Source organism: Cohnella sp. GCM10027633 (assembly GCF_042675445.1).
Classification (GTDB): domain Bacteria; phylum Bacillota; class Bacilli; order Paenibacillales; family Paenibacillaceae; genus Cohnella.
The window spans coordinates 26,400-50,264 of the sequence record NZ_JBHTGV010000016.1 but is presented as its reverse complement, the minus strand read 5'-3'; the positions used below and the strand labels follow the sequence as shown (position 1 = coordinate 50,264).

The 23,865-nt window shown below is 59.6% G+C and carries 18 protein-coding genes; 8 read left to right on the top strand and 10 right to left on the bottom strand.

Annotation, left to right across the window (positions count from 1 at the left end; translation table 11 throughout):
• Positions 1-148: 148 nt before the first annotated feature.
• Positions 149-1,705 (top strand): histidine kinase N-terminal 7TM domain-containing diguanylate cyclase, encoded by a 1,557-nt coding sequence (locus ACFQZG_RS24340; RefSeq protein ID WP_378157323.1) that lies wholly within the window; start codon positions 149-151, stop codon positions 1,703-1,705.
• 86 nt (positions 1,706-1,791) lie between these two features.
• Here the strand turns inward: ACFQZG_RS24340 and ACFQZG_RS24335 are convergent, their stop codons facing one another.
• Positions 1,792-2,904, bottom strand: coding sequence for a PdaC/SigV domain-containing protein (locus ACFQZG_RS24335; RefSeq protein ID WP_378157321.1), 1,113 nt, complete (start codon positions 2,902-2,904; stop codon positions 1,792-1,794).
• Between the two features lie 144 nt (positions 2,905-3,048).
• Here ACFQZG_RS24335 and ACFQZG_RS24330 point away from each other — a divergent pair, with 144 nt between their 5' ends.
• The gene (locus tag ACFQZG_RS24330) at positions 3,049-3,996 is read left to right on the top strand and encodes a LysR family transcriptional regulator (protein WP_378157319.1); all 948 of its coding nucleotides are present in this window, start codon (positions 3,049-3,051) and stop codon (positions 3,994-3,996) included.
• A gap of 256 nt (positions 3,997-4,252) precedes the next feature.
• On the opposite strand, the gene metE is transcribed toward ACFQZG_RS24330, so the two are convergent.
• From metE to ACFQZG_RS24300, 6 genes are all read right to left on the bottom strand, one after another.
• On the bottom strand, positions 4,253-6,523 hold the full coding sequence (gene metE, locus ACFQZG_RS24325; protein WP_378157317.1) for a 5-methyltetrahydropteroyltriglutamate--homocysteine S-methyltransferase: 2,271 nt from the start codon (positions 6,521-6,523) through the stop codon (positions 4,253-4,255).
• A 95-nt stretch (positions 6,524-6,618) separates the two neighbouring features.
• Positions 6,619-8,397 carry a sensor histidine kinase gene (locus ACFQZG_RS24320; RefSeq protein ID WP_378157315.1) on the bottom strand — a complete coding sequence of 593 codons (1,779 nt, stop codon included), beginning with the start codon at positions 8,395-8,397 and terminating at the stop codon, positions 6,619-6,621.
• 28 nt (positions 8,398-8,425) lie between these two features.
• Positions 8,426-9,217 carry a response regulator transcription factor gene (locus tag ACFQZG_RS24315; RefSeq protein WP_378157313.1) on the bottom strand — a complete coding sequence of 264 codons (792 nt, stop codon included), beginning with the start codon at positions 9,215-9,217 and terminating at the stop codon, positions 8,426-8,428.
• A 77-nt stretch (positions 9,218-9,294) separates the two neighbouring features.
• Positions 9,295-10,971 carry an extracellular solute-binding protein gene (locus ACFQZG_RS24310; RefSeq protein ID WP_378157311.1) on the bottom strand — a complete coding sequence of 559 codons (1,677 nt, stop codon included), beginning with the start codon at positions 10,969-10,971 and terminating at the stop codon, positions 9,295-9,297.
• Between the two features lie 79 nt (positions 10,972-11,050).
• Complete coding sequence (locus ACFQZG_RS24305; RefSeq protein ID WP_378157309.1) at positions 11,051-11,947, bottom strand: carbohydrate ABC transporter permease; 897 nt, start codon at positions 11,945-11,947, stop codon at positions 11,051-11,053.
• A 43-nt stretch (positions 11,948-11,990) separates the two neighbouring features.
• Positions 11,991-12,932 carry an ABC transporter permease gene (locus ACFQZG_RS24300; protein ID WP_378157403.1) on the bottom strand — a complete coding sequence of 314 codons (942 nt, stop codon included), beginning with the start codon at positions 12,930-12,932 and terminating at the stop codon, positions 11,991-11,993.
• 269 nt (positions 12,933-13,201) lie between these two features.
• Here ACFQZG_RS24300 and ACFQZG_RS24295 point away from each other — a divergent pair, with 269 nt between their 5' ends.
• Together ACFQZG_RS24295 and ACFQZG_RS24290 are read left to right on the top strand one after the other, a co-directional pair.
• Positions 13,202-13,927, top strand: coding sequence for an HAD family hydrolase (locus ACFQZG_RS24295; RefSeq protein ID WP_378157307.1), 726 nt, complete (start codon positions 13,202-13,204; stop codon positions 13,925-13,927).
• Positions 13,928-14,067: 140 nt separating this feature from the next.
• The gene (locus ACFQZG_RS24290) at positions 14,068-15,747 is read left to right on the top strand and encodes an SGNH/GDSL hydrolase family protein (RefSeq protein ID WP_378157305.1); all 1,680 of its coding nucleotides are present in this window, start codon (positions 14,068-14,070) and stop codon (positions 15,745-15,747) included.
• Between the two features lie 564 nt (positions 15,748-16,311).
• Here the strand turns inward: ACFQZG_RS24290 and ACFQZG_RS24285 are convergent.
• Complete coding sequence (locus tag ACFQZG_RS24285; RefSeq protein ID WP_378157304.1) at positions 16,312-17,847, bottom strand: M20/M25/M40 family metallo-hydrolase; 1,536 nt, start codon at positions 17,845-17,847, stop codon at positions 16,312-16,314.
• Between the two features lie 160 nt (positions 17,848-18,007).
• Here ACFQZG_RS24285 and ACFQZG_RS24280 point away from each other — a divergent pair, with 160 nt between their 5' ends.
• From ACFQZG_RS24280 to ACFQZG_RS24265, 4 genes are all read left to right on the top strand, one after another.
• Entirely contained in the window at positions 18,008-18,259 is a 252-nt protein-coding gene (locus tag ACFQZG_RS24280) for a hypothetical protein (RefSeq protein ID WP_378157302.1), read from the top strand.
• A 92-nt stretch (positions 18,260-18,351) separates the two neighbouring features.
• On the top strand, positions 18,352-19,344 hold the full coding sequence (locus ACFQZG_RS24275; RefSeq protein ID WP_378157301.1) for a glutathione S-transferase family protein: 993 nt from the start codon (positions 18,352-18,354) through the stop codon (positions 19,342-19,344).
• A gap of 29 nt (positions 19,345-19,373) precedes the next feature.
• Positions 19,374-19,877 carry a GNAT family N-acetyltransferase gene (locus tag ACFQZG_RS24270; RefSeq protein WP_378157299.1) on the top strand — a complete coding sequence of 168 codons (504 nt, stop codon included), beginning with the start codon at positions 19,374-19,376 and terminating at the stop codon, positions 19,875-19,877.
• A gap of 36 nt (positions 19,878-19,913) precedes the next feature.
• Positions 19,914-20,369, top strand: a complete 456-nt coding sequence (locus tag ACFQZG_RS24265) for a GNAT family N-acetyltransferase (RefSeq protein ID WP_378157297.1) — start codon at positions 19,914-19,916, stop codon at positions 20,367-20,369.
• A 102-nt stretch (positions 20,370-20,471) separates the two neighbouring features.
• Here the strand turns inward: ACFQZG_RS24265 and ACFQZG_RS24260 are convergent, their stop codons facing one another.
• Together ACFQZG_RS24260 and ACFQZG_RS24255 are read right to left on the bottom strand one after the other, a co-directional pair.
• On the bottom strand, positions 20,472-21,251 hold the full coding sequence (locus tag ACFQZG_RS24260; RefSeq protein ID WP_378157295.1) for a sporulation protein: 780 nt from the start codon (positions 21,249-21,251) through the stop codon (positions 20,472-20,474).
• Positions 21,252-21,342: 91 nt separating this feature from the next.
• Positions 21,343-23,697 carry an ATP-binding protein gene (locus ACFQZG_RS24255; protein ID WP_378157293.1) on the bottom strand — a complete coding sequence of 785 codons (2,355 nt, stop codon included), beginning with the start codon at positions 23,695-23,697 and terminating at the stop codon, positions 21,343-21,345.
• Between the last annotated feature and the right edge of the window lie 168 nt (positions 23,698-23,865).

Sequence of the window (23,865 nt, the reverse complement as noted above, 5' to 3'; positions counted from 1 at the left end):
CAGGCATGCGCATGCTTCCCGGGAGTCGTCCGGCTAACCCCGAATATTGCCGATTTATGTTAATATAGAGGGACAAGCTTGGTCGAAGGCGGCGAAGCCGGATGCGTTACGATAGGCGGCGGCGCGGCTTGGAAAGAGGGATCGCAACATGAATTCGCAATTGACGGCGTTCGTGACGCTCGCGTGCACTTCGGGCGTGTTCAACTTGTTCCTATGCCTATACGTCTTCGCGAAGCGCCATCTGTACACCGACATCGCGAACCGGTTCATCTGGTATACGGTTTCCATTACGATCTACTGCTTCGGTTCCGCGTTCAGCCTCATGGCGACGACGCTGGAGCAGATCGAGTTCTGGACGGCCGTGCTGTACGTCGGCATGCCGGTCTCCCCGCCGCTCGGGCTACTGTTCGTCATGCATTACTTGGGTTACCGGATTACGAAGGGACGCATCGCGGCGTTGGTGGCGATTCCCGGCATCAGCTTCGCGCTCGTCGCGACGAACGGTTGGCATCATCTGTTCTACCGGACGCTGGCGCTCGATCCGATCCGGGGCGCTCCATACGTGTACCTGGAGATCGGCGTGTGGTACGTCGTGCACGGCGTCTTCATCTTCTCCTGCATGTTCGCCGCGCTCCTGCTCGTCTTGTCCCGGTGGAAGGAGACGGACAAGGCGTACCGGCCGCAGCTGCTCGCGCTCATCATCGGCCAGATCGTCCCGATCGTGACGGCGTTCGTCTACTTGATCGGCCTAACGCCTCCGGGCATCGATCCCGTGCCGATGGTATTGTGGCTCTCCTCGGTATCTTACGTGGTCGCGATCAACGCTTCGCGCATGTTCTCGCTGACTCCGGTCGCGAAGGACGCGATCTTCCACGGCATCCAAGACGGCGTCATCGTGTTGGACGGATCGCATCGCATGGTCGAGTTCAACGAGACGAGCAAGCGGATGTTCCCGCGGCTCGACAAGGCGATGTTCGGGCAGCCGTTCGAGCAGGTCTGGCACGAGATAACGGGAGAGCATGCCGCGCCCCGGCTGGAGGAGGCGCCGTTCGAATGGGCGGCGTCTCCGGAGACGGGCGGCGCGAATCAGATTTACGCGATCACGACGTCGCCGCTTAGCGGCGCCCATCATCGCGGAGGCTTGCTGATCTTGTTCGCCGACGTTACGGAGATGAGGAGCCTTCAGAATAAGCTGGAGCGCCAGGCGTACTACGACGAGCTGACCGGCGTCCTCAACCGGCGCGCGTTCTTCCTTCGCGGAGAAGAGGCTTTCGCGGACTCCGGACGCTCCGCATCGCCGTTCGCCGTCGTTCTATTCGACATCGACCACTTCAAGTCGGTGAACGATACGTACGGTCACGCCGCCGGCGACGACCTGCTCGCGCACGTCGCGAACGCATGCCGCGCGGAGCTGGCGGACGACGTGTTGTTCGCGCGCTACGGTGGCGAGGAATTCGTGCTCGCCCTGGCGGGAACGGCCGCGGAAGGCGTCGCGCTGGCGGAGCGGCTGCGCAAGGCGCTGGAGGCGCAGCCTCTCGCGACGGACGCGGGGACGATCGCCGTAACGGTAAGCTGCGGCGTTGCCGAAGCTTCGCCTTCGCAAGGGCAGACGCTTCACCAGCTGCTGCATCTGGCCGACCAGGCGTTGTACGCGGCGAAGCGCCAAGGGCGTAACCGGACGGAAGCGTACGCGGCGGGATCGTAATTCGATAGGCAAGAACGACGAAGCACCCCGAATTCGGGGTGCTTCTTTCAACTTCTATAGGACAATTCCCTTGTCGCGCCGCTTCGTTACCCTCTAATCGTGAGAGAGCCGTCGGCGCCCGTTGTCGCGCTCAGACCCAGGATGCGGGAGAACAATGCGTCCGGTACGTACGTCGTGCCTTGGATTAGCTTCGGGGCGGAGAGCAGCTTGATCGGAGTCGAGCCGTTCAGCGAATAGCTGTTGACACCGATCGTAAGCTGCGTTCGCGCGCCGTCGCGGGACAGCGTAGCGGTGCGCGTCTTCGGCACCCACGTTAACTTGTAGCCAAGCGCTTCGGCGACTTTGCGGAGCGGTACGAGGGACTCGCCGTTCGCGCCGGTCTTCAGCTCGGAACGAATCAGCGCGATCGACGGGCCGAGCGTCGTCTTCTTGTCTACGGGAATCTCGATGATACCGCCGGCGTAAGGCGCAAGATCGTATTGCTGGAAGACGAGATTGACGATGCCTTGATTCACGTAGAAGGACGTGTCCGACGCGACTCCGCCGAACGTTTCCATGGCGTCGGGGAAGTAGCGGTCCGGATCGTGCTGAATCGCATAGCGAACCGCGCGGTTCGCCGCCGCGGTTCCGCCGTCGCCGAGCGCCTTCGTTAACGTCACATCGGACGCTTGCTGCTCGTTCGCGACCGTGTACCCGGCCACGAACGTGCCGCCGTGCGCGCCGCCCGTGTACGTGTAGGTAGACACCGTGAACGAGAGGATGCCGCCGGAAGCCGCGCTGCCGTCGGACTTCAGCTCGTAGGACAGTTCCATGGCGTAAGGCCGGGCGGGATAGTCGAACTTCTTGGCGTCTTCGGCGTTCTCCGCGGATTGCTTCTTCAGCGAAGCGAGCAGATCCGTCGCCTTCTTCTCGATGGCGGCGTTCAGCTTATCTTGATAAGCGACGTCGAGCATGCCGCTAAGGACCGGCAGCTTAATATTCGCTTCGATGAGATCCGAATTCTCTTCGATGACCTTGTCGGCGATCTTGACGGCTTGCGTCGAAGCGGGCAGCTTCGCGCTGATCGGGGCGGCGACGGCGATCGGCGCCGCGATCGGAACGGCGACGACGGGTTGTTGCGCCGCGGCGAGAGCGGGCGCCATGGCGAGCAGGCTCGTGCCTGCAACGGCGACGGCGAGTAATTTGAACGGAGATTTCATCGGGTTAGCCTCCAGTAGTTGGTTCGTAAGTTGCGCACATCCATGTAGACGAACGATCGGGGCAAAAGGTTCATTCCGATCCGCCCGGTCATGTTATAGTTAAATCTAGTAAGCAATCGACTGCCATAAGGACGGATTATCGCGATGACCCTCCAGCAACTGAAGTATATCTTAACGATCGTCAATTACGGCTCCATCAGCGAGGCCGCCAAGCAGCTGTTCATCTCCCAACCGAGTCTGTCGAGCGCGGTGAAGGAGCTCGAACAGGAGATCGGCGTGGACATCTTCCTCCGCTCGTCCAAGGGAATCGCGCTGTCGAACGAAGGAGCGGAGTTTCTCGCCTACGCCCGGCAAGTCGTCGAGCAGGCGGAACTGCTCGAGCAGCGGTACATGAACAAGGCGCCGTCCCGGAAGCTGTGCTCGATCTCGACGCAGCACTACGCGTTCGCCGTGCAAGCGTTCGTCAGCCTGCTGAAGGACTTGAACGCGAACGAATACGAATGCACGCTCCGCGAGACGAGAACGCACGAGATCATCGAGGACGTGCGGAACATGCGCAGCGAGATCGGCATCTTGTACTTGAACGACTTCAACCGCAAGGTGCTTGAGAAGCTGCTCAAGGAGAGCGACCTGCGGTTCCATCCGCTGTTCGTCGCCGAGCCCCACGTCTTCATCAGCACGGAGCACCCGCTCGCCGCCAAGCCGATCATCGAGATCGAGGACTTGGACGAGTTCCCGTGCCTCGCGTTCGAGCAGGGAGAGTTCAATTCGTTCTACTTCTCGGAGGAAATTCTGAGCACGAGATCTCACAAGAAGAAGATCCTGGTCAGCGACCGCGCCACGTTATTCAATCTCGTCATCGGGCTGAACGGTTATACGATCAGCTCGGGCGTGTTGAACAAGGACCTGAACGGCGAGCAGATTACGTCCGTGCGTCTTCGCACCGACGAGCGCATGGAGATCGGCTACGTGACGAACAAGAAGACGAACCTGAGCCAGCTGGCCGCGGCCTACGTCGGCAAGCTGCAGGACGTCATCGAGCAATTCGGCTACACGATCGTGCGAGAACGCGAAGAGGATGATCCCGTCTGACGGGGACCATCCTCTTTTTTTGCTTGTCCTTAACGTTGCCGCGGACCGTGGAGCTCTTATTTCGTTGAAATCCCCCAATGTCGCCGTTCGAGGGACACAGGAGCCGCTAATTGGCTTTCGGAGTATTCGCTTGCCTGTCGCGCGTGCGAATAGGGGCTGCTATGTCCGCCTTGTGTCGGTATCTAGCCAATCTCGCGCCAATAAGGGCTCGTGTGTCCGTTAGGTTCGGGGCGAGATGGGCTAGCGGGACACCCGATTACAACGTCGCGCGTACTTCCTTCGCCGCTTGGACGAGGTTGCGCAGGCTCTCCCACGTCTCCGCGTTGCCGCGCGTCTTCAGCCCGCAGTCCGGGTTGACCCATAGCTTGGCTACTTCGATCTTGCCCAGCATGCGGCCAAGCGCTTGCTTGATCTCGTCTACGCTGGGAATGCGCGGGGAGTGGATGTCGTAGACGCCAGGTCCGACTTCCGTCCGGAAGCCGCACGCGTTCAGGTCGTCGATGAGCGCGAGGTCGGAACGGGAAGCTTCGAACGTAATGACGTCGGCGTCCATCGCGTCGATATCGCGGATAATATCGCTGAATTGGCTATAGCACATGTGCGTATGGATTTGCGTCGTCGATTTCACGCCGCTATGCACGAGGCGGAACGCCGGAATCGCCCAGCTCAGATACTCGCTCTGCCAGTCGGAGTGGCGCAGCGGCAGCTTCTCGCGCAGCGCGGCTTCGTCGATCTGGATAATCTCGATGCCGTTCGCTTCGAGGTCGAGCACTTCGTCGCGGATCGCGAGGGCGATCTGAAGCGCGCTGTCCTTGAGGCTGATATCCTCGCGAGGGAACGACCAGTTCAGAATCGTGACCGGACCCGTCAGCATGCCCTTGACCGGCTTATCGGTGACGCTGTTCGCGTAGACGGAATATTCGACGGTCATCGGTTTCGAGCGGGAGATATCCCCCCAGACGACCGGCGGTTTCACGCAGCGGGTGCCGTACGATTGAACCCAGCCGTTCTGCGTGAAGAGGAAGCCGTCCAAGCACTCGCCGAAGTATTCGACCATGTCGTTGCGCTCGAATTCGCCGTGCACGAGCACGTCGAGGCCGATCTCTTCTTGCTGCTTGACGCATTCCGCGATGCGATCGAAGTTGAACTGCTTATATTGTTCTTCGGAGATGTTGCCTTTCTTGAAGGCGGCCCGGTTAGAACGCACTTCGGCCGTCTGCGGGAACGAACCGATCGACGTCGTCGGCAGCGGAGGCAGGGCGAACTTCTCGTTCTGGATCGCTTCGCGCTCCGCGAAAGCCGGCAGGCGGGTGAAGGCGGCATCGGTCAGCGAGGACAGGCGAGCTTGCACTTTGCCGTCGTTCGCCAGACGAGCGCCTTGGAACAACTTCTCGTTCTGCACGTATTGAGGCGTCGCTTTCGGGCTGGCCGAAGCCAGAATCGTCTTCAGTTCGGCGAATTCCTGCAGCTTCTCTTCCGCGAACGCGAAGTAGCGCTTCGTCGTCTCCGGCAGCTTCGTCTCGTGCTTCAGGCTGTACGGAACGTGCAGCAGCGAGCAGGAGGAACCGAGCACGACTTGCTTAGCGAGCGAGTTCAGCTCTTGGCACAGCTCGACCGTGCGGCTATAGTCGTTCGCCCAGATGTTCTTGCCGTTCACGAGGCCGGCGAACAGTACCTTGTCGTCGGCGAAGCCATGCTCGCGAACGAGCGCGAGCGTCTGCTTGCCTTCCGCGAAGTCGAGGCCGATGCCGTCGAAGGGCAGCGCTTGAAGCGCTTGGTAGCCGTCGCGAACGTCGCCGAAGTAAGTCTGGGCGATGACTTTGACGGAGCCTTTGGCGGCCAGGATGCGGGTGTACAATTCATTGAACAGCGAGAGTTCTTCCTTGGTCAGGTCGGTCACGAGCTGCGGCTCGTCGAGCTGCACCCACTCCGCGCCGAGAGCGCCGAGCTTCGAGATCGCGGAGACATAGGCGTCGGCGATCGCCGCGACGAAGTCGCCGGCTTGCTTCGCGCCCGTGTAACGAGCCAGCTTCAGCAGCGTGAAGGCGCCGACGAGCACGGGCTTCGTCACGATGCCGAGCTGCTTCGCTTCTTGGAATTCGTCGAACGGCTTCGTGCCCGCGAGGCGGATCTCCGTCGTATCGTCGATCTCCGGCACCATGTAGTGATAGTTCGTGTTGTACCATTTCTTCATCGCGAGCGCTTTGACGTCGCCCTGCGCGCCTTGGTAGCCGCGAGCCATCGCGAAGTACGTCTCGAGCGGAGACAGGCCGAGCGCCTGGTAACGCCGCGGGACGATGCCGAACAGGCTGGCTGCGTCGAGCACGCCGTCGTAGTAAGAGAAGTCGCCCGAAGGGATGAAGTCGATCGCGCTGTCTTGCTGACCGCGCCAGTGCTTCGCTCTCAGCTCGGCGCTCGTCCGATTCAATTCCTCGAGAGACAGATCGCCTTTGAAAAATTTCTCCGACGCGAACTTCAGCTCGCGCAATGCCCCGACGCGAGGATAACCGATAATGGATGTTTTCAATGCGAACAACCCCTTGCTCTGAATGTTGACTTCAGTATAGAGCGAGGGGTCTGCTATCGGGAAACACGTAAATACTATGATCGGCTATAGTTTTTTTATATGGCGTCGTTCGTGGATTTACCGTTCTCGTACATTCGCTCCATGCAAGGGATCACGATCGTCACCGCCGTGCCAATGCCCGGCTTGCTGGAGATCGACACGCCGTACTTGTTGCCGTAGTACAGCTTGATGCGTTCCTCGACGTTACGGATGCCGTAGCCGGCTCCCTCGAAGCCGTCCGACGACCGGAGCTCCTTCAGCCGGCCGGGCATGATGCCGGTGCCGTCGTCGATGACTTGGAACACGATCGTATCCTGATCTTTCTCGGCTACGATTCGAATATGAATGCGGTCGCCGATCCACCCGTGCTTGAGCACGTTCTCGATGAACGGCTGCAGCACGAGCTTGATCGTATCGTAACGGAACACGTCGGCGCTGACGTCGAATTGGATCGACAACCGGTCCCCGTGCTTGATTTTCTCAATATCCAGATAGGCTTGCGCCTGCTCCAGCTCCCGATAGACCGGAATGATCTTGCGTCCTTCGTTCAACGATAGCCGGTAGAACGTTGCCAATCGCCGCACCATCTCGTGAAGCGTGTCCACTTGGCCGAACTTGGCCAGCCGGCTGATGGAGGACAGCGTGTTATAGAGGAAGTGCGGATTGATCTGGGCTTGCAGCGATTCGAGCTCCGCCTCGGTCTTGCGCAAGTTCGTCGCGTACACTTCCTCGAACAGCTGCTGCGTCTTCCCGCCCATCTCGTTCAAGGCGACCGCGATCTGGTGGAATTCGTCCCGGCCCTTGTATTGCATCCGCTTGTGGAATTCTCCGCCGCGGAACGATTCGAGCACGGCTACGACCTTATGCACCCTCCTGGCGAAGAACCTCGAGACGAGCATGCCGACGAACGAGAACACGACGACGCACCCTAAGCATACGAGGATGGTCAGCAGGCGGACTTTGTTCGTATCCCCGTCCGTGATGCTCTTGGGCACGAGGGCGGTCAGATGCCAACCGAGCGCGGGCAGCGGCTGATCGATGACCAGATCGTCGCTCGTGTCCGTATTCGTCCAGAGAACACCCTTCGGAAGCGCGATCTCCCCGGACGAGACGACGACCCTGTCGCGATCGTCGGAGATGAGCAACGTCGTCCCTTCGCCGATTTTCCGATAGTCGACGCTCTGGAACAAGTCCGCGAGATGGACGCTAATGCGGATGAATCCGATCTCCGTCACCTTGCCGGCTTTGAAGTCGACGATTCTGCGCAATAGCGAAATCCGGCCGTGTTCGTCGTCGTCCTCGATGGTCCGCCATTGCAGGGTTTCTCCGAATACCTCCGCGGGGTAATCGGCATACCAATCCTTGTCGACGATCCGTTTGATATGATACCAGTCGTACAGCCGGTTCTTCGATTGAAGCGGATCCATGCCGTTATAATCGCTATAGATTTCCGGGAGCGTCTCGTTGTGAAGATAGATGGACAGCCAGATCTTCCGATTGGTCGCCTCGACCGTCGTACGGAATTTCGGCTGCAAATATTTCGTCGTCGTCTCGTATCCGACCCAGCCCGCCTCGTAATTACGGAGATGGTCGGCCAAAGACTCGTCGTAATAGAGCATATCGGAGAGCCGCTTCGTATCCTCGAGCCGGTACGCGATATTGTCCGTTACTTGCTTCAGCGTGCCTTGTATCGCGCTCCGCGTCTGCTCGCGGATCGAGTCGACGAACACGGAATTGGCGAAATAGCCGACCAGCAGCACCGGAACGATGATGATGGCGGAGTAAGAGAGCATGAGCTTATATCCGAACGGAATGTACTTCTTGTTCTTCGGCATGCCGGCGGCCTCCGCTCGTCTATCGTTCCTAATGCTTGCGCCTGTATTCAAGCGGAGTCATGCCGACCGTCTCCCGGAATTGGCGGCTGAAGTAGGGCAAGTACCGGTAACCGACCTGCTCCGCGACCTCGTAGATCTTGATTCTCGTATCCCTCAGCAGCTCCTTCGCCTTCTCCATGCGAAGACCGATCACATAGTCGTTGAACGATTGCCCGGTTTCTTCCTTGAAGAGGAGGCCTAGATAATTGGGCGAAAAAGAGAACCGAATCGCGAGATCCCGGAGCGTCACGTTCTCGTGCAGGCGTTCGCGAATGCTGGCGACGACGCTCTCGATCAGCTTGCCGTTCTTCGTCGATTCCTTGGCCGGCAGGCTCTCCGAGTCGGTCGTGCCGGCGGTTCTGGAGAGCTCCAAATAGGCGTTCTCGGTTCTCTCCCGTTGCATCTTCACGATCAGATGCTCGCGAATCTTGGTTAAGCTATCGATCAATTCTCTATCGTCCATCGGCTTCAATACGTAGCCGAACGCGTTCATCGTCATGGCTTGCTTAATATAGTGAAAATCCTGATGCCCGCTGACGAATACGACGCTGATGTCCGGCTGCAGCTCCAGCGCCTTCGCCGCCAGCTCGAGTCCGGTCATGTTGGGCATGCGGATATCGGTGACGAGAATATCGATCGGCTCGCTGTCTAGCACTTCGCAAGCGGCGAAGCCGCTGTTCACCGCGGCGACGACTTCCATGCCGAGCTCCGTCCAGGGAATGAACGCGCGCATCCCTTCGAGATCCAACATTTCGTCATCGGCCAGCAATACTTTGTACATCGTCGCCAACTCCTTACGAAAGGGGGAAAAGAGGGTATACCGTAAAGTATACCCTCCCCGTTAGGCTATTCCAATGCTTAGCCTTCCATCTTCGCCTTGTTCTCTTGCCACTTCGCCGTCTTGTAGGCGAGCACTTTGTCGTAGCCGACGTCCATCGCGTCCTTGTCGGCTTGGTCGAGAACGGCCAGCACTTCTTCGTCGCTCTTCGCGAACAGCGCCTTCGCTCTCGCTTCGAGGAAGATGTCCTCGACGGCCGTCATCGCGATGCCTTCCTCCGTGTCCGGAGCCGGCTCGAGGTTGATGAACTGCGTGGCGTCCGCTTGCGTTTTCCACGTGATCTCATACTGCCAACGAGTCGACCAGTTGCGCTTCTCTACCGGCAGCGTACTTTCGAACTTCGCTTTGGCCGTATCGATGAATACGGTATTGCCGTTCCACATGATGTTCGTCGTGACCGCTTGCAGCTTGTTGAGACCTTCGGCGTCGGACGTGTATTTCTCGGTGAAGACCGGCGTCTCGCCGTCCGCTTCCACGCCGTCCCAATAGCCGCCAGGAGGTCCCCACATCTGAATGCTCTGGCCTTCCGGACCGGTGTACCAGTCGAGGAACGCGAACACCGCTTCCGGATCCTTCGCGGACTTCGTGATGACGCTGACGTTCCAGCCGAGACGCGTGAACGTGCCCGGGAAGATCTTCTTGTTATCGAGACCCGGCTTGGCGATCGGCCAGATCATAATATAGCCGGCATTCGGATCTTCCTTGGACAAGATCGCATGGCCTTCCATTCCGAGCTCGGTCGGGCTTGCGGAGGACAGCACCGCGACGCGGCCCGAGTTGACTTTCTCTTTCACCTGATCGACCGTCTGAGTCATGGCGTCTTGCGTCATGAGCTTCTCGCGGAACAGCTTCGAAGCGTATTGCATCGACTCGCGGAAGATCGGGTCCTTGAAGATGGAGCCCAGCTGGTCGCCGTTCGGAACGCCGCGAATGCCGACCCACGTGTTGAGCGCGTTCTCGCCGAAGGCGGTGTAGAGCGTGTCGAGTCCTTGGCCGTCTTTGGCCAGATGCGATTCGTATGGGATAACGTCCGGATACTTCTCCTTGACGAGCTTCAGGTAGTTGTAGAGATCGTCGGTCGTCTCCAGCTTCGGAGAGCCGAGCTCTTCGTAGATCTTCTTGTTCACGACGTAGCCGGCGTTGCCGTTCGGCTGGCTCGTGTACCAGTTCGGGAACTGATACAGCTTGCCGTCCGGGGAGCGCAGCATGTTGATGCCTTCTTCGCCGAGCCACTTCTTCAAGTTCGGGTACTTCTCCAAGTAATCGTCGAACGGCACGAGCATGTCCGCTTGGCGAAGCATCTCCACGTCCGCGCCGCGGTCGAGCCAGACGACGTCCGGCAGCTCCTTGGACGCGAGCATCGTGTTCAGCTTCTGCGCAGCGCTTCCGCCGGAATGGATGGCGGTGACGTTGACCTTCTTGTTCTCCTTGATCCACTTCGAAGCGGCATCCTCGCCCCACGGCGGCATCGTGTACCAGTCGTAATGCCCGTAGAAGCTCAGCTCCAGGGGTTCCTTGCCCAGTTCGTACGCGGCTCCCGCCGAAGCGGACGCGGTTTCGGTGCCCTGAGGCGCGGAGGCGTCCGGACTCGCGTTGCCGTTCTCGCCATTGTTGCCGTTCGAGCAGCCGGCAAGGACGGTCGTGCCCATAAGGACGACGCCGAGTGTCGAGAGTAAAGCCTTCTTCGTGCTTTTCATTCTCTGATTGCCCCTTTCGATTTCGAATGTAATCTATGTTTAAAGCGCATGCTCTAAACGCGGAAGAGAGGTGTCGTTCCTATTCCTTCAAGGAACCGACGAGAACGCCTTTGACGAAATACTTCTGAAGGAACGGATAGACGGCTACGATCGGAACCGTCGCGACCATCATGATCGCCATCGATAACGACTTGCTCGTCACCGTTCGCATGCGGCCCATCGCGCCTTGCGCGGCGGTATCGATGGAAGAGACGTGAGCGGTCACGATGTTGGAATTCAGAATCTGCTTCAGCAGCGTCTGGATCGGGATCAGGTCTTCCTTGTTGATGTAGATGCTCGCGAGGAACCACTCGTTCCAATGGTAGACGGCGGTGAACAGCGCGAGCGTCGCGATGACGGGGCCGGACAGCGGGAACACGATCCGGAAGAACGTTCCCCAGTGGCCGCAGCCGTCAATCTTCGCCGATTCCTGCAAGCCGTCCGGCAAGCCGTTGAAGAACGTCCGGAAGATGATCATGTTCCAGACGCTGATGAGCGACGGAATGATGAATACCCAGAACGAATCCATCATGTCGAGGCTGCGAATGAGCAAGTAGCTCGGAATGAGTCCGCCGCTGAAGTAGAGCGTCACGATGCAGAACACCATGTAGAACTTGCGGCCGATGAGCTCCTTCTTCGTCATGCCGTAAGCGAAGATCGCCGTCGCGAGAATGGACGTTACGGTACCGACGACCGTGCGCAGCACGGATATGGAGAAGGCGCCGAGGAGACGGTCGTCCTTGAACACGATCGAATAGTTCTCCAGCGTCCAATCCCTCGGCCAGAAGGTGACGCCGCCGATCGACGTGTCCTTGCCGGTGTTGAACGAGACGACGAGCGAGTTCCAGAACGGATAGAAGGTAACGAAGGCGAGCAGTGCAAGCAGCACGTAAATGACGTTGATCATTGCGCGGTCGCCGAAGGCGAGTTTTCTCATGGGTGACTATCGTCTCCTTTCCCTGACGGACTGACGGCGCGGATTACCATAGGCTGTTGCCGGAGCGGCGCGCCAGCCAGTTGGCGATGAGGAGCAATCCGACGCTGATGACCGCTTTGAACAAGCCGACCGCGGTCGCGTAGGAGAACCGGTTGTTCGCGATGCCGACGCGGTAGACGTACGTGTCGAGCACGTCCGATACGTCCCGCAGAATCGGGTTCGTCGCCAGCAATAGGATGTCTTCGAAGCCGGCGCTGAGCAGGTTGCCGATGGCCAGAATCATGAAGATAACGACGACGGGCATGATCGACGGCAGCGTGATGAGGAACATCTGCTTGAATCGGCTGGCGCCGTCCATCTCCGCCGCTTCGTACATGTGAGGGTCGACGCCGGCGATCGCCGCCAAGTAGACGATGGAAGCGAAGCCGATCTCCTTCCACAGGTTGGTCGCCACGAGAATGGACCAGAAGTATTCGGGAATCGACAGGAAGTTGATCGGTTCCTCGATCAGGTTCGTCTTCTCCAGCAGGATGTTGACGCTACCGTTATCGGTGGACAGCATCGACATGACGAACCCGGCGACGATGACCCAGGACAAGAAGTGCGGCAAGTAGCTGACGGTCTGGACGATCCGCTTGAACGCCATGTTGCGAACCTCGTTCAACATGAGCGCGAGCAGAATCGGAGCCGGGAATCCGATGCAGAATTTCAGCAAGCTGATAATGATCGTGTTGCGCATGACGTCGTTGAAATCCGGCGAATCGAAGAACGCTTCGAAGTGCTTGAATCCGACCCACGGGCTATCCCAGAAGCCCTTCAGAATCTTGTAGTCCTGGAACGCATTCAATACGCCGTACATCGGAATGTAGCTGAAGATGAAGATGACGACGAGCGCCGGGAGCACCATCAGTTGAATATCCCATTGCTTCAGGAAGCGAATGGCCGTCCCCGGTTTCTTGTCGTTCGTCTTGGTTCCTACTCGCATTGTCGGCTGCGGCAACGCCATCCCTCCTGACCGGGTGATCTATAGGTCTCATTATAAGGAAGTGAAAGCGCTTAAACTATTGAACGAATTAACTAAAAATGATAATAATCAACTGAGTTTAAGCGCTTCAACTTTCAGGCGGAAAATCGCGCTTGGCGAACGTTGCAGGAATGTGTCGTAAAAGGTCGAAGGAGACGAGGCCGTGGTATAATGGGGGAATTCTGTTGTTCCGCGGTCGTTCGATCTCGGCAAAAGTGGGGGAATCGCGCATGTACGATACTTATATATTCGATCTGTACGGCACGCTGATTGATATTCATACGGACGAGGAATCGCCCGAAGCATGGGAGCGGCTCGCGTTCCATTACCGGTACGGCGGGGTAGAAATCGGCGCGGAGGAGCTGCGGCGGGAATTCGGGGAGGAAGTTCGGAGACAACTGGATGCGCCGCGAATCGCGTGCGAGCATCCCGAATTCGTCATGGCGGAGACGTTCGAGGCGATCGCGAGGCGCGGAGGGATGTCGCCCGCGGAAGGATGGGCGGAAGAAACGATGCGGTGGTTCCGGGTGCTGACGGTTCGCAAGCTGCGGCTGTATCCCGGCGTCGAAGAGACGCTTCGCAAGTTGCGAGCGGCCGGCAAGAGGACGTACTTGCTCTCGAACGGACAGAAGACGTTCATCGAGATGGAGCTGCGGGCGCTCGGCATCGATGGCTTGTTCGACGGCATCGCCATTTCGTCCGAAGCTGGCGTGGCGAAGCCGGACCCGCTGTTCTACGCCTATCTCCGGGAGACGTACGGAGCGGACTTGTCTTCCGCGGTCATGATCGGCAACGACCATCGGACCGACGTCGAAGGCGCTCGCCGCGCCGGCATCGACGCCTGCTACATCCACTCCAATTGCTCGCCGGACGCCGGCGAGGCGGACGTGGATTGCAGGTTCAAGATATGGGACGGCGACTTCGGCAGCGTGGCACGGTTGCTGCTGCGGGCGTGAGAAGGCAGGGGCAGTGTCGGCGGCAACCTCTAACGAAGATTAGACCGCCCGCGGAAAAGCCAAGATCGCCTCATTCGAACGGAAGCGGGACTCGGTTACGCTAGGAGGAGACAATCTTAGCGAAGGAGCCCGAGATCCTCATGAATCCCTTATTTCAACCTGACGTAAGGCCGCTGAAGAAGCTGCGCATCGCCTTCCTCGGCGATAGCTTGACCGATGACGGCAAGTATATCGCTTACCTCGACGCGTATTTCCGTTATCACGCGCCGGAATGCGACATTACGCTTATTAATCTGGGCGTCGCCAGCGAGACGGCTTCGGGTCTTAGCGAGCCGAGCCATCCGTTCCCGCGGCCGGTCGTCTTCGACCGGCTCCAACGAGCGCTCGCGGAGAGCAAGCCGGACTGGGTCGTCGTTTGCTACGGACTCAACGACGGGATCTACTATCCGTTCGGCGACAATCGATTCGCGGCGTACCGCGACGGCTTGCAGCGGCTGCTTCGCGTGATCCGCGGCTTCGGCGCCAAAGCGATCGCGCTGACGCCGTCGCCGTTCGACGCGCGGTCGGTGCCCGAACTCGCCAGCCTGAGGCCGGAAGACGCGGCGGACTTCGCGTTCGACGCCCCGTACGAGCAGTACGAGACGGTCATGCGGCGTTATGCCGATTGGGTGCTGTCGCTCGGCGAAGAGGAGGCCGATGCCGTCATCGACATTCACGGTCCGATGCTCGCCCGGATCGAAGCGGAACGCCGGGCCGACGCAGGCTACCGGTTCGGCGACGGCGCGCATCCGGACGCCAAGGGGCATTGGGAAATCGCGAAGGCGCTGTTGCGCGCGTTGTTCCATGTGACGCTGGAGCGGACGCCGGACTTCGTCGCCGACGGCGAACAGGGATCGGGGACGTTTTCTCTCGTATGGGAGCGGCATCGGCTGCTGAGCGCGGCTTGGAAAGAACACGTCGGGCATGCGAATCCGCGGAAGGAGGAGGGGGCGAAGCCGCTGCCGGAAGCGCTGGCGGCGGCGGAAGAGTTGGCGGAGCGGATCGGCAGAGCGATCGCTGACGACCCGGGCGCACGGCTGCAACTGCGCGAATCGGAGTGGCGGGGACGGAAGCGGCTGGACTTCCTGTTCGAAGGCCGCGAAGGGCTGCTCGTCGTGCCGGATTCGCCGGCGGAAGGGAGTCCGTGGATCTGGCGTGCGGAGTTTTTCGACGCGTTCGCGCAAGCGGACGAGGCGTTGCTCGACCGGGGCTGGCACATCGCGTACTTCCGGTTGAGCGACATGTACGGCAGTCCGGGCGCGGTGGAGCGGATGCGCGAATTCCAGCGCCATCTGGTCAAGGTTCATGTTCTCGCGGAGCGGGCCGTGCTGTTCGGGTTCAGCCGCGGCGGGCTGTACTCGTTCAACTACGCGGCGACGTATCCGGATCAAGTGGCGGCGCTCTACCTGGATGCGCCAGCGCTCGACTTGCGCCGATGGCCGGGGGACAAGACGAAGGCTTCCTACTCCGAGCAGGCTTGGCACGAGTGCTTGGCGCTATATGGGCTAACGGAAGAGATGTTCCCGGCCGCGCGCGTCTCGCCGCTCGACCGCGTCGCGGAAGTCGCCGCGGCGAACGTGCCGATTCTGATCGTGACGGGAGACGAGGACGAGGCGGTGCCGATGGAGCAGCACGCGCTGCTGCTCGTTGACGCGTACCGCCGTCTCGGCGGCGACGTCGAGCTGATCGTGAAGCCGGGCGGCCGTCATCATCCGCACAGCTTGTCCGATCCGACGCCGATCGTGCGGTTTATCGAGGAGCGGACGGGGCGGAACCGATAGGCGACTCGGCGTGCAGTAGGCGGGAAAAGTCGGGTTACTGAAGAGAAGTTGGCGACTTGGCGTACAGTAGCCGGGAATAGTCGGGTTGCTGAAGAGAAGTTGGCGACTTGGCGCGCAGTAGCCGGGAATAGTCGGGTTACTGAAGAGAAGTTGGGCGCGCGGCGTGCAATAAGCGGGAAAAGTCGGGTTACTGAAGAGAAGTTGGGCGCGCGGCGAGCAATAGGCGGGAAAAGTCGGGTTACTGAAGAGAAGTTGAGCGCGCGGCGTGCAATAGGCGGGAATAGTCGGGTTACTGAAGAGAAGTTGGCGACTCGGCGTGCAATAGGCGGGAAAAGTCGGGTTACTGTAGAGAAGTTGGGCGCGCGGCGTGCAATAGCCGGGAAAAGTCGGGTTACTGAAGAGAAGTTGGGCGCGCGGCGAGCAATAGGCGGGAAAAGTCGGGTTACTGAAGAGAAGTTGAGCGCGCGGCGAGCAATAGGCGGGAAAAGTCGGGTTACTGAGGAAACCGGCTGCTACGCAACAACGGAGCCCGCGATCGCGTGAGCTCCGTTGTTCATCTAGCGTCTATCGAACGCCAAGCAGGCCATAGATCATGACCGCGGCCTGCGCGCGGGTGACGATGCCCTTCGGCGCGAAAATACCGTCAGCCACGCCGCTTACGACGCCTTGCTCCGTCAGCAAGGAGACTGCGGTCCTCGCGCCGGCGGAGATCGTCCCCGCGTCTTCGTACCCGGCTAACGCGGCATCTGCGTTCTGCGTTGTTTTGCCGGTCAAGGCCGTCATTATCTTCGCGCCTAGCACCGCCATCTCTTCCCGCGTAATCGGGCGGGACGGCTCGAACAGGTCGTCGCCGAAGCCTTGCACGAGGCCTAGCGCCGCCGCGGAAGCGACGTAAGGATAGTGCCAATCTCCCGGCTTCACGTCGGCGAACGTCGCCGTCGCTTCCGGGTCCAGCAGGCCGTACGCGCGCACGAGCATCGCCGTCAATTCGGCGCGGGATACCGTCTTAGACGGCTCGTAATGTCCGTTGCCGTCGCCGACGGCAACACCGATGGCATACAGCGCGCGAATGGATGCGCTCGCCCACGGCACGCCATCCAGGTCCTCGAACGAAGTCGTGGCGCGAGGCGCCCGGATTTCGAGCAATAGCCGGGTAAGCAGCCGCGTGAACGTGCTTAGGTGCTCCTCGATTCGTCCCGGGTAGTTGGCCGTCACGTAATCGAGCGTGTCCTTCTCCGTGTGCCAGATTTCCCCGTCCTTGACCGTCTGGGTGTACCCGTCCTGCTTGCCGAGCGTCCAGTTCGTCGCTTCCAAGTACCCGTAAGGAATGCCCGCATACTTGAAGTGGACGTGGTCGCTCGCGTCGATCGTCGTTCCGGCAGGATAATCGGGATTGAGGCCGGCCTGCGTCGTCACGTTCAGCCCGAGCCGCTTCGCGATGTCGAGTCCGAGCTCCCGGACGAACCCGTCGGCTCCTTCGCTGCCGTAGACGTGCATGTCGTCGCCGACGGCGAGACTGTCCAGATTGATCATCGCGACCGCGTTCTCGATCTCCTCGTGCGTCAGCAGGGATACGAAGTATTCCGAACCGATCAGCCCGACCTCCTCCGATCCGAAGGCGATAAACTTGATCGTGTACGGCGTCTCCGCCTTCGCGACAGCCTTGGCCGCCTCCAGCATGACGCCGATACCCGAGGCGTTATCGTCGGCGCCCTTCCCGACTTCTACCGTATCGTAATGCGCGCCCACGTATAACACGCGAGACGAGGCTCCCGGCTTGGTCGCCACGATATTCGCCGACGCGACGACGGGGCCGTCTTCCTCGAGCCGATATTCGAACGGCTGTTTCTCTGCCGCGAGTCCCATGCCGAGCAATTCCGCCATAATGTATTCGCCGGCAGCCGCTTCTTCCTCGCTGCCCGCGACGCGCGTTCCGAACGTCTCGCTGATGTACCTCGTTGTCTCGTAAGCGTAATAACCGGGGTCGCCTTCCTTCAACGGAGAGACGCCCGCCTCTTCCGCCATTGCGCCCGGCGCGATCGCGCCTCCCGCCAGCATGAAGCAAGCCAACATGCCTAGCACTCTTCTCTTACCGAACATCGTCATCCTCCTAGCGAATGTCATCGTTCCTAACCATTCGATAGGCCGCTCGCGTATTCCTTCGCGATACATTCTTACATTCCGGTGATGCGGCTTGGACATAGCGATAACATTCGTTCGGTAAACTGGAACAAATTACATATAAGGAGTCGTTCCGACCATGATCGCAACGCATTATCAAGAACCTTCCAGGATGCCCGAGTATCGCATCGGCGACAGCGAATCGATGCAGAACAAGCTGTTGTACCTGATTCGCACCGGGAACATGAATGCCCCGGCATTGGACAAGCTGCAATCGCAATGCACGGACGAGCTGTATCGGCTGCGCTCGGAGCTCGATCTGCTGCTGCAGGAGCTAAGGGATCTCGCGAAGCCGGCGGATTACGCCGATAGGGAAAGCATCGCTGCCTAGGAGAAGGCGACGATGCTTTTTTTATTCGCCGAATTCATCTAAGATAAGTAGCAAACAAGCTTCAGATTCTATATAGATCGAGGGTGACGCGCATGACCGAACAGACTGGCAGTCCGAATGCCGAAATCCGCAAGGACGGCTCCTTCAACCGTCAGATTAACCGATTCACGACCCCGTTCGGAGAGGGGCCGGACGAATTACCCGTGGAAGAGGGGCGCTACCGGCTCGTCTGGTGCGCGGCTTGCCCGTGGGCGCACCGCGCGGTCATCGTCCGCGGCGTGCTCGGGCTCGAGGACGCGATCGGCCTAGGAACGGTAAGTCCGATGCGTCCGAGAGTCGGCCGCGTCGATTGGGAATTCTCCCTCGATCCGGACGGCGTCGATCCCGTTCTCGGCGTCCGGTACATGAGCGAGCTATACGCGAACTCGGACCCCGACTACGCGGGGAGACCGACGGTACCGGCAATGATCGACGTCGATTCGCGCAAAGTCGTCAACAACGATTACTTCACGCTTACGAACGCGTTCGAGACGGCTTGGGCGCCTTATCATAAGCCGGGGGCCCCGGATTTGTATCCGGCGCATTTGCGCGGGGAGATCGATTCGCTGAACGAGACGATTTTCCACGAAGTGAACAACGGCGTCTATAAGTGCGGCTTCGCGTCGTCCCAAGAAGCTTACGAACGGGCGTACGATACGTTGTTCGCGAGACTGGACGAGCTGGAGAAGCGGCTGTCCGAGCGTCGGTTCCTGCATGGGGACTACATAACGGATTCCGACGTGAGGCTCTATACGACATTGGCTCGCTTCGATGCCGCCTACTATGCCGGGTTCCGGACGAACCGCAACCTCATCCGCGAGTTCGAGCATCTATGGGGCTACGTTCGCGACTTGTACGAGACGCCGGGCTTCGGGGACACGACGGACTTCGACGCGATCAAGCGGCATTATCACCTGTCCATCACGATACATCCGGATCGGCCCGAAGTCGGCATTCTGCCTAAGGGTCCCGATCTCGCGGCATGGCAAGTTCCGCACGGGCGGGAGCGGCTGAGCAAGCAGGAGAGCAAGTTCCTCATTCCGTAAAAAGAGGAATACGAAGGAGTCGATCACGAATGATCTTGCGAGAAGCGACGGAAGAAGAGTTGGCGTACGTCCGGGAACGGCGCGTCGCCGCATACGAGCCGTACGCGAAGCTCATCCCGGCGGGCCATTGGGAAGCGCTGAAGCGATCGCTATCGTCGGCTTCCGACCGGGCGCCCGGCGTACGGCTGATCGTCGCCGAAGCCGCGGGAGCGATCGCGGGCAGCGTTGCGCTGTTCCCTCCGAAGGCGAACGCTTACGACGGACTCGTCGACGCGGTCGACTATCCGGAGATCCGCATGCTCGCGGTGGATTCCGCTTATCAGGGCGGAGGCGTGGCATCGGCGCTCATTCGGGAATGCATCGCGAGCGCGAGAGCCCAAGGCTACGCGTCGATCGGCTTGCATACCGGGGAATTCATGGCGCCGGCCATTCGGCTGTACGAGAAGTTCGGCTTCGAGCGCGTGCCCGAGCAGGACTTCCAGCCGGCGGACGACGGGATCAACGTCCTGGCGTTCCGGCTGACGATAGGATAACGAAGGGATAGACAATAGAATAGGGGAGAATGCAACGTGGATATCAGGGTCGACGATTTAACCGAAGCGAAGGTATTGGGACTTATTCGGGAGCATCTGGCGGGGATGTTCGAGAGCAGTCCGCCGGAGAGCGTCCACGCTCTCGACGTAAGCGGGTTGAAGAAGCCCGGCATCACGTTCTGGAGCGCTTGGGAGCAAGAGGAGCTGCTGGGCATGGGCGCGCTGAAGGAGCTCGATGCGGAGCATGCGGAGCTGAAGTCCATGCGCACCGCAGCCGCGCATCTGAGGAAGGGCGTCGCCCGGCACATGCTGGCGCATATTATCTCGGTCTCCCGGGGGCGGGGGTACCGGCGGCTCAGCTTGGAGACGGGCTCGATGGAGGCGTTCTTGCCTGCGCAGAAGCTGTACGAGAGCTTCGGGTTTCATTATTGCGGACCGTTCGACGACTATGAAGAGGATCCGAACAGCGTATTCATGACGTTGGCGCTGTAGTAAAAGGTATGATGGATTCATGCTGGGCATAGTTACGGAGTAATGAAAAAACCACCCCTGCAATGGGGTGGTTTTATCGTTCAACAAGGCTTCCGTCAATCCTTACGCGTATCTGCGGATCGTCTCCGCGAGCTCGCTGGCGATGAAGCCGGCTCCGGACGCGAGTTGATCGCGACCGAACCTCACCTTGACGAAGCTCTCGTCCGTGTCCATCGCCTCGGCGAACAATCCGCCTAAGCCGCGCGATCTGCGGTCGATCTGCAGCAGCAGGTCGATGCCGTGGTCGTGGGGGTAGAAGATGATCTCCAATTCGTCGAGTCTGTCGCGGAATTGCGAGCCGGGGATGAATTCGAACTCTTGCACGAACGGAAGTCCGTTCGGTCGGCCGTAGTGCGGCGCATACTCGCAATTCGCGTCGCGAAGCCGGAAGCCGAGCTGTTCGACAGCCTCCAGCACGGTCGCGGCGTAAGGGTGAGGACGCACGTGCAAGTAATCTTGGTCCTTCGGATCGACGCCGTCGTTAATCTCGAGACCGGTCTGGAACCAGACTGGCGTTCTTCCGAGCGTTACCGGCGTAATCGCCGGCAGTTGGAGCGAGACCGGGAACTCGTAGACCTGCTCCGCCTCGACGGTGAATTTGCCCGCGAGCTTGAACTTGGCGATCGTAGCTTCCAGATTCAACCTCGCGTCGTTGTTTTCTTTCAGATATCGGGTTCTCAAGAACGCATACACGTCTTCGACTTCTTGGTTCACGCGCCCGCCTTGAATGCGGACGACGCCGGTTATCGTATCGCCTGCCCGGACGGCTTCCTGATGGAGCATGAGATCTACTTGCGCAGCGCCGATCCCGACGCTGGCCAGCATTCGTTTGAACATGGACATGGCTGTAAATCCCCTCCTTGTAATGACATATTCACTCATACGAGGAGGATGATCTTCCGGTTTCGCATTCACGCTAAAAATCGTCTAAAGACTAAGCCACCGATTCCCCCGAGTCGGGAGGAGGCGCGCTCATTTCGGGCTGCTGAGGATCGCTCAGCGGCAAGCACACTTCGACGCTCGTGCCGACGTCCAGTTGGCTTCGGAACGTAATCGTTCCCTTATGGTTGGCGATGATCTGCTGGCTGACCATGAGACCGAGCCCGTTGCCGGAAGACTTCTTCGTGAAGAACGGTTCGCCCAGACGGCGAAGCTCTTCCGGAGCGATGCCGCAGCCCTCGTCGGTCACTCTTACCGTCAAGCTTACGGCGGGCCGGTGCAGCAGCTCGATTCGGATCGTTCCGCCGCCTTCCATCGCTTCCATCGCGTTCTTCAGAATGTTGAGGAACACTTGCTTCAGTTGGTTCGGTTCGCAGATGACGTTCGGTACCGGCTTCTCCGGGAATTCGGTGACGAATTGCACGTTGCTCATATTCGCCTGCGAATCCAGGAACAAGAGCAGGTCGCTTACGATCTCCGTCAGATCGGCGGGACGATAGCGGCTGACTTGCGGCTTGGACAGCACGAGAAACTCGCCGACGATGAAGTTGATCCGGTCGAGCTCGGACATCATGATGTCCATATGCGCTTCGGACAGCTGCTTCTGTTTCATGAGCTGGACGAAGCCGCGCAGCGTCGTGAGCGGATTGCGGATCTCGTGCGCGACGCCGGCGGCCAGCTGGCCGATGATGCTGAGCTTCTCCGATCGGCGGATGACTTCTTCCGTGTGCTTGCGGGCGGTAATGTTACGCGAGATCGTGGCGATCGAGATGATGGCGCCGTGCTTGTCGCGAATGCCGGACACGGTGATGCTTAAGTCGATCGGCCGCCCGTCCTTCCGGAGCCGGACCGTCTCGAAGTCCGCGACCGGTTCCCCGCGAAGGACGCGGTTTCGAATGTCGGCCGCCTCCTCCTCCGATCCGATCGGCACGCTGTTCGGACATTGCCCCAGCAGATCGGCGAGCTGCCAGCCGAACATCGATTCGAACGCTTTGTTGACCGAGAGAACGTTGCCCTTCAAGTCGGTGACGTGGATGGCGTCCGACGTGTTGCCGACGAACGACTCCAAGTATTCCTTCATGCTGCGCAGCTCTTCGGCGTTGTCCGTGATCTGGTTCGTATACTCATGGAGGTTGCCGGACATCAGGTTCACGCTAGAAGCGAGCGTGCCCAGCTCGTCCTTGCTCTTCACGACGACGGTCGTCCCGAAGTTGCCCGAAGCGATCTCGTTCACCTTGCGCACGATCCGGTTCAGCGTCTGCACGAGGAAGCCCGATACGAAGTAGCTCGCGATCAGCGTGGCCAGAATGAGGACGAGCGAGATGAAGGAATGCACGGTCAATTGGCGCCGCAGCGCTTCGTCGATTCCCTTGCGGTCGAAGCTGACGCCGACGACGTAGGTTTTGTCCCGCTGAATCGGCAGGAAGCTCTTGATCACGCTCGCGGTGGTCGAAGCTCCCGACGGCTGTTCGATCGTGACCTTCTCGTTCGCGAGCACCAGCTCGCCTTGCGCGACGGCCTGCTTGACGTGAACCGCGTCCCTCGACTCGCTCTGCAGCTTGTAAGTGCCGAACGGCACTTGTCTCACGTCGAGGTTCTGAATCAGCTGGCCTTGCTTCTTCCGCCATATAATCGGTTTGCCGAAAAACTCGGGGTCGATGCCCGAGATCTCCAGAATGTTCGGATTGCTGCGGAGAATCGTGCGGATGACCGCGTTCGTGCCGCTGTTCTCCTCGAATTCGAGCACCGGATTGCCGTCCACGAACGGATTGATCAGGTAGTCCGTCGTGCCGTCGTAATAGTTGCCCCACTTGTAGATCTTGGACGGGTCGGACGTCGCGAAGTTGATCGGCCCCGACCAGAAGTGCGGCATCCGCTCCCCTTTCGATACCGTCTGGACGTCGCGATGATCGAACAACTCGTTGAACGCCGTGAACCAGTAGCTCCACGTCTTCGAGCTCATGCCGACCTCTTCTGGCGCGGACGACTTACTTACGACGATATCCCCGTCGCTCTTCCGCTGCCAGAGAGTGATGCCTTCGACGCCGAGCCGTTCGCTGAGCGCGGCAAGCTGTTCGTTCGTCACGTTGTCGGCGCGCGGATCGAGCTCCTGCTTCGCCGCGATGGCGGTCAGCCGGATTTTCTCCGCGAGGGCATCCTCCATGTGCTGGCGGAATTCTTGCGTCGACTGCACGGAGGCGTTGACTTGCATGGCGACGTCTTGCATCTGTTGCCGCGCGTTCTCCCGCATGTCTCTCTTGGTCGAGTAATAATAAGCGGATATGTTCAAGGACAGTACGATCGTCACGACGAGCGTAATGAGCAGCGTTAGCTTGGTGCGTATCGACACGGGACGTGCCTCCTGATGGGCGGGTGTGCGGCCACTGGTTGTATACGAGTTGTATAGGTAATTAGTTCGACATCATTCGACAGATCCCTTCAATTCCGCGCGGCTAACTTTTCGTTAAATGTTCACAGAAATGAAAACCGGCAGGAAGCTCTCGCTTCCTGCCGGCCC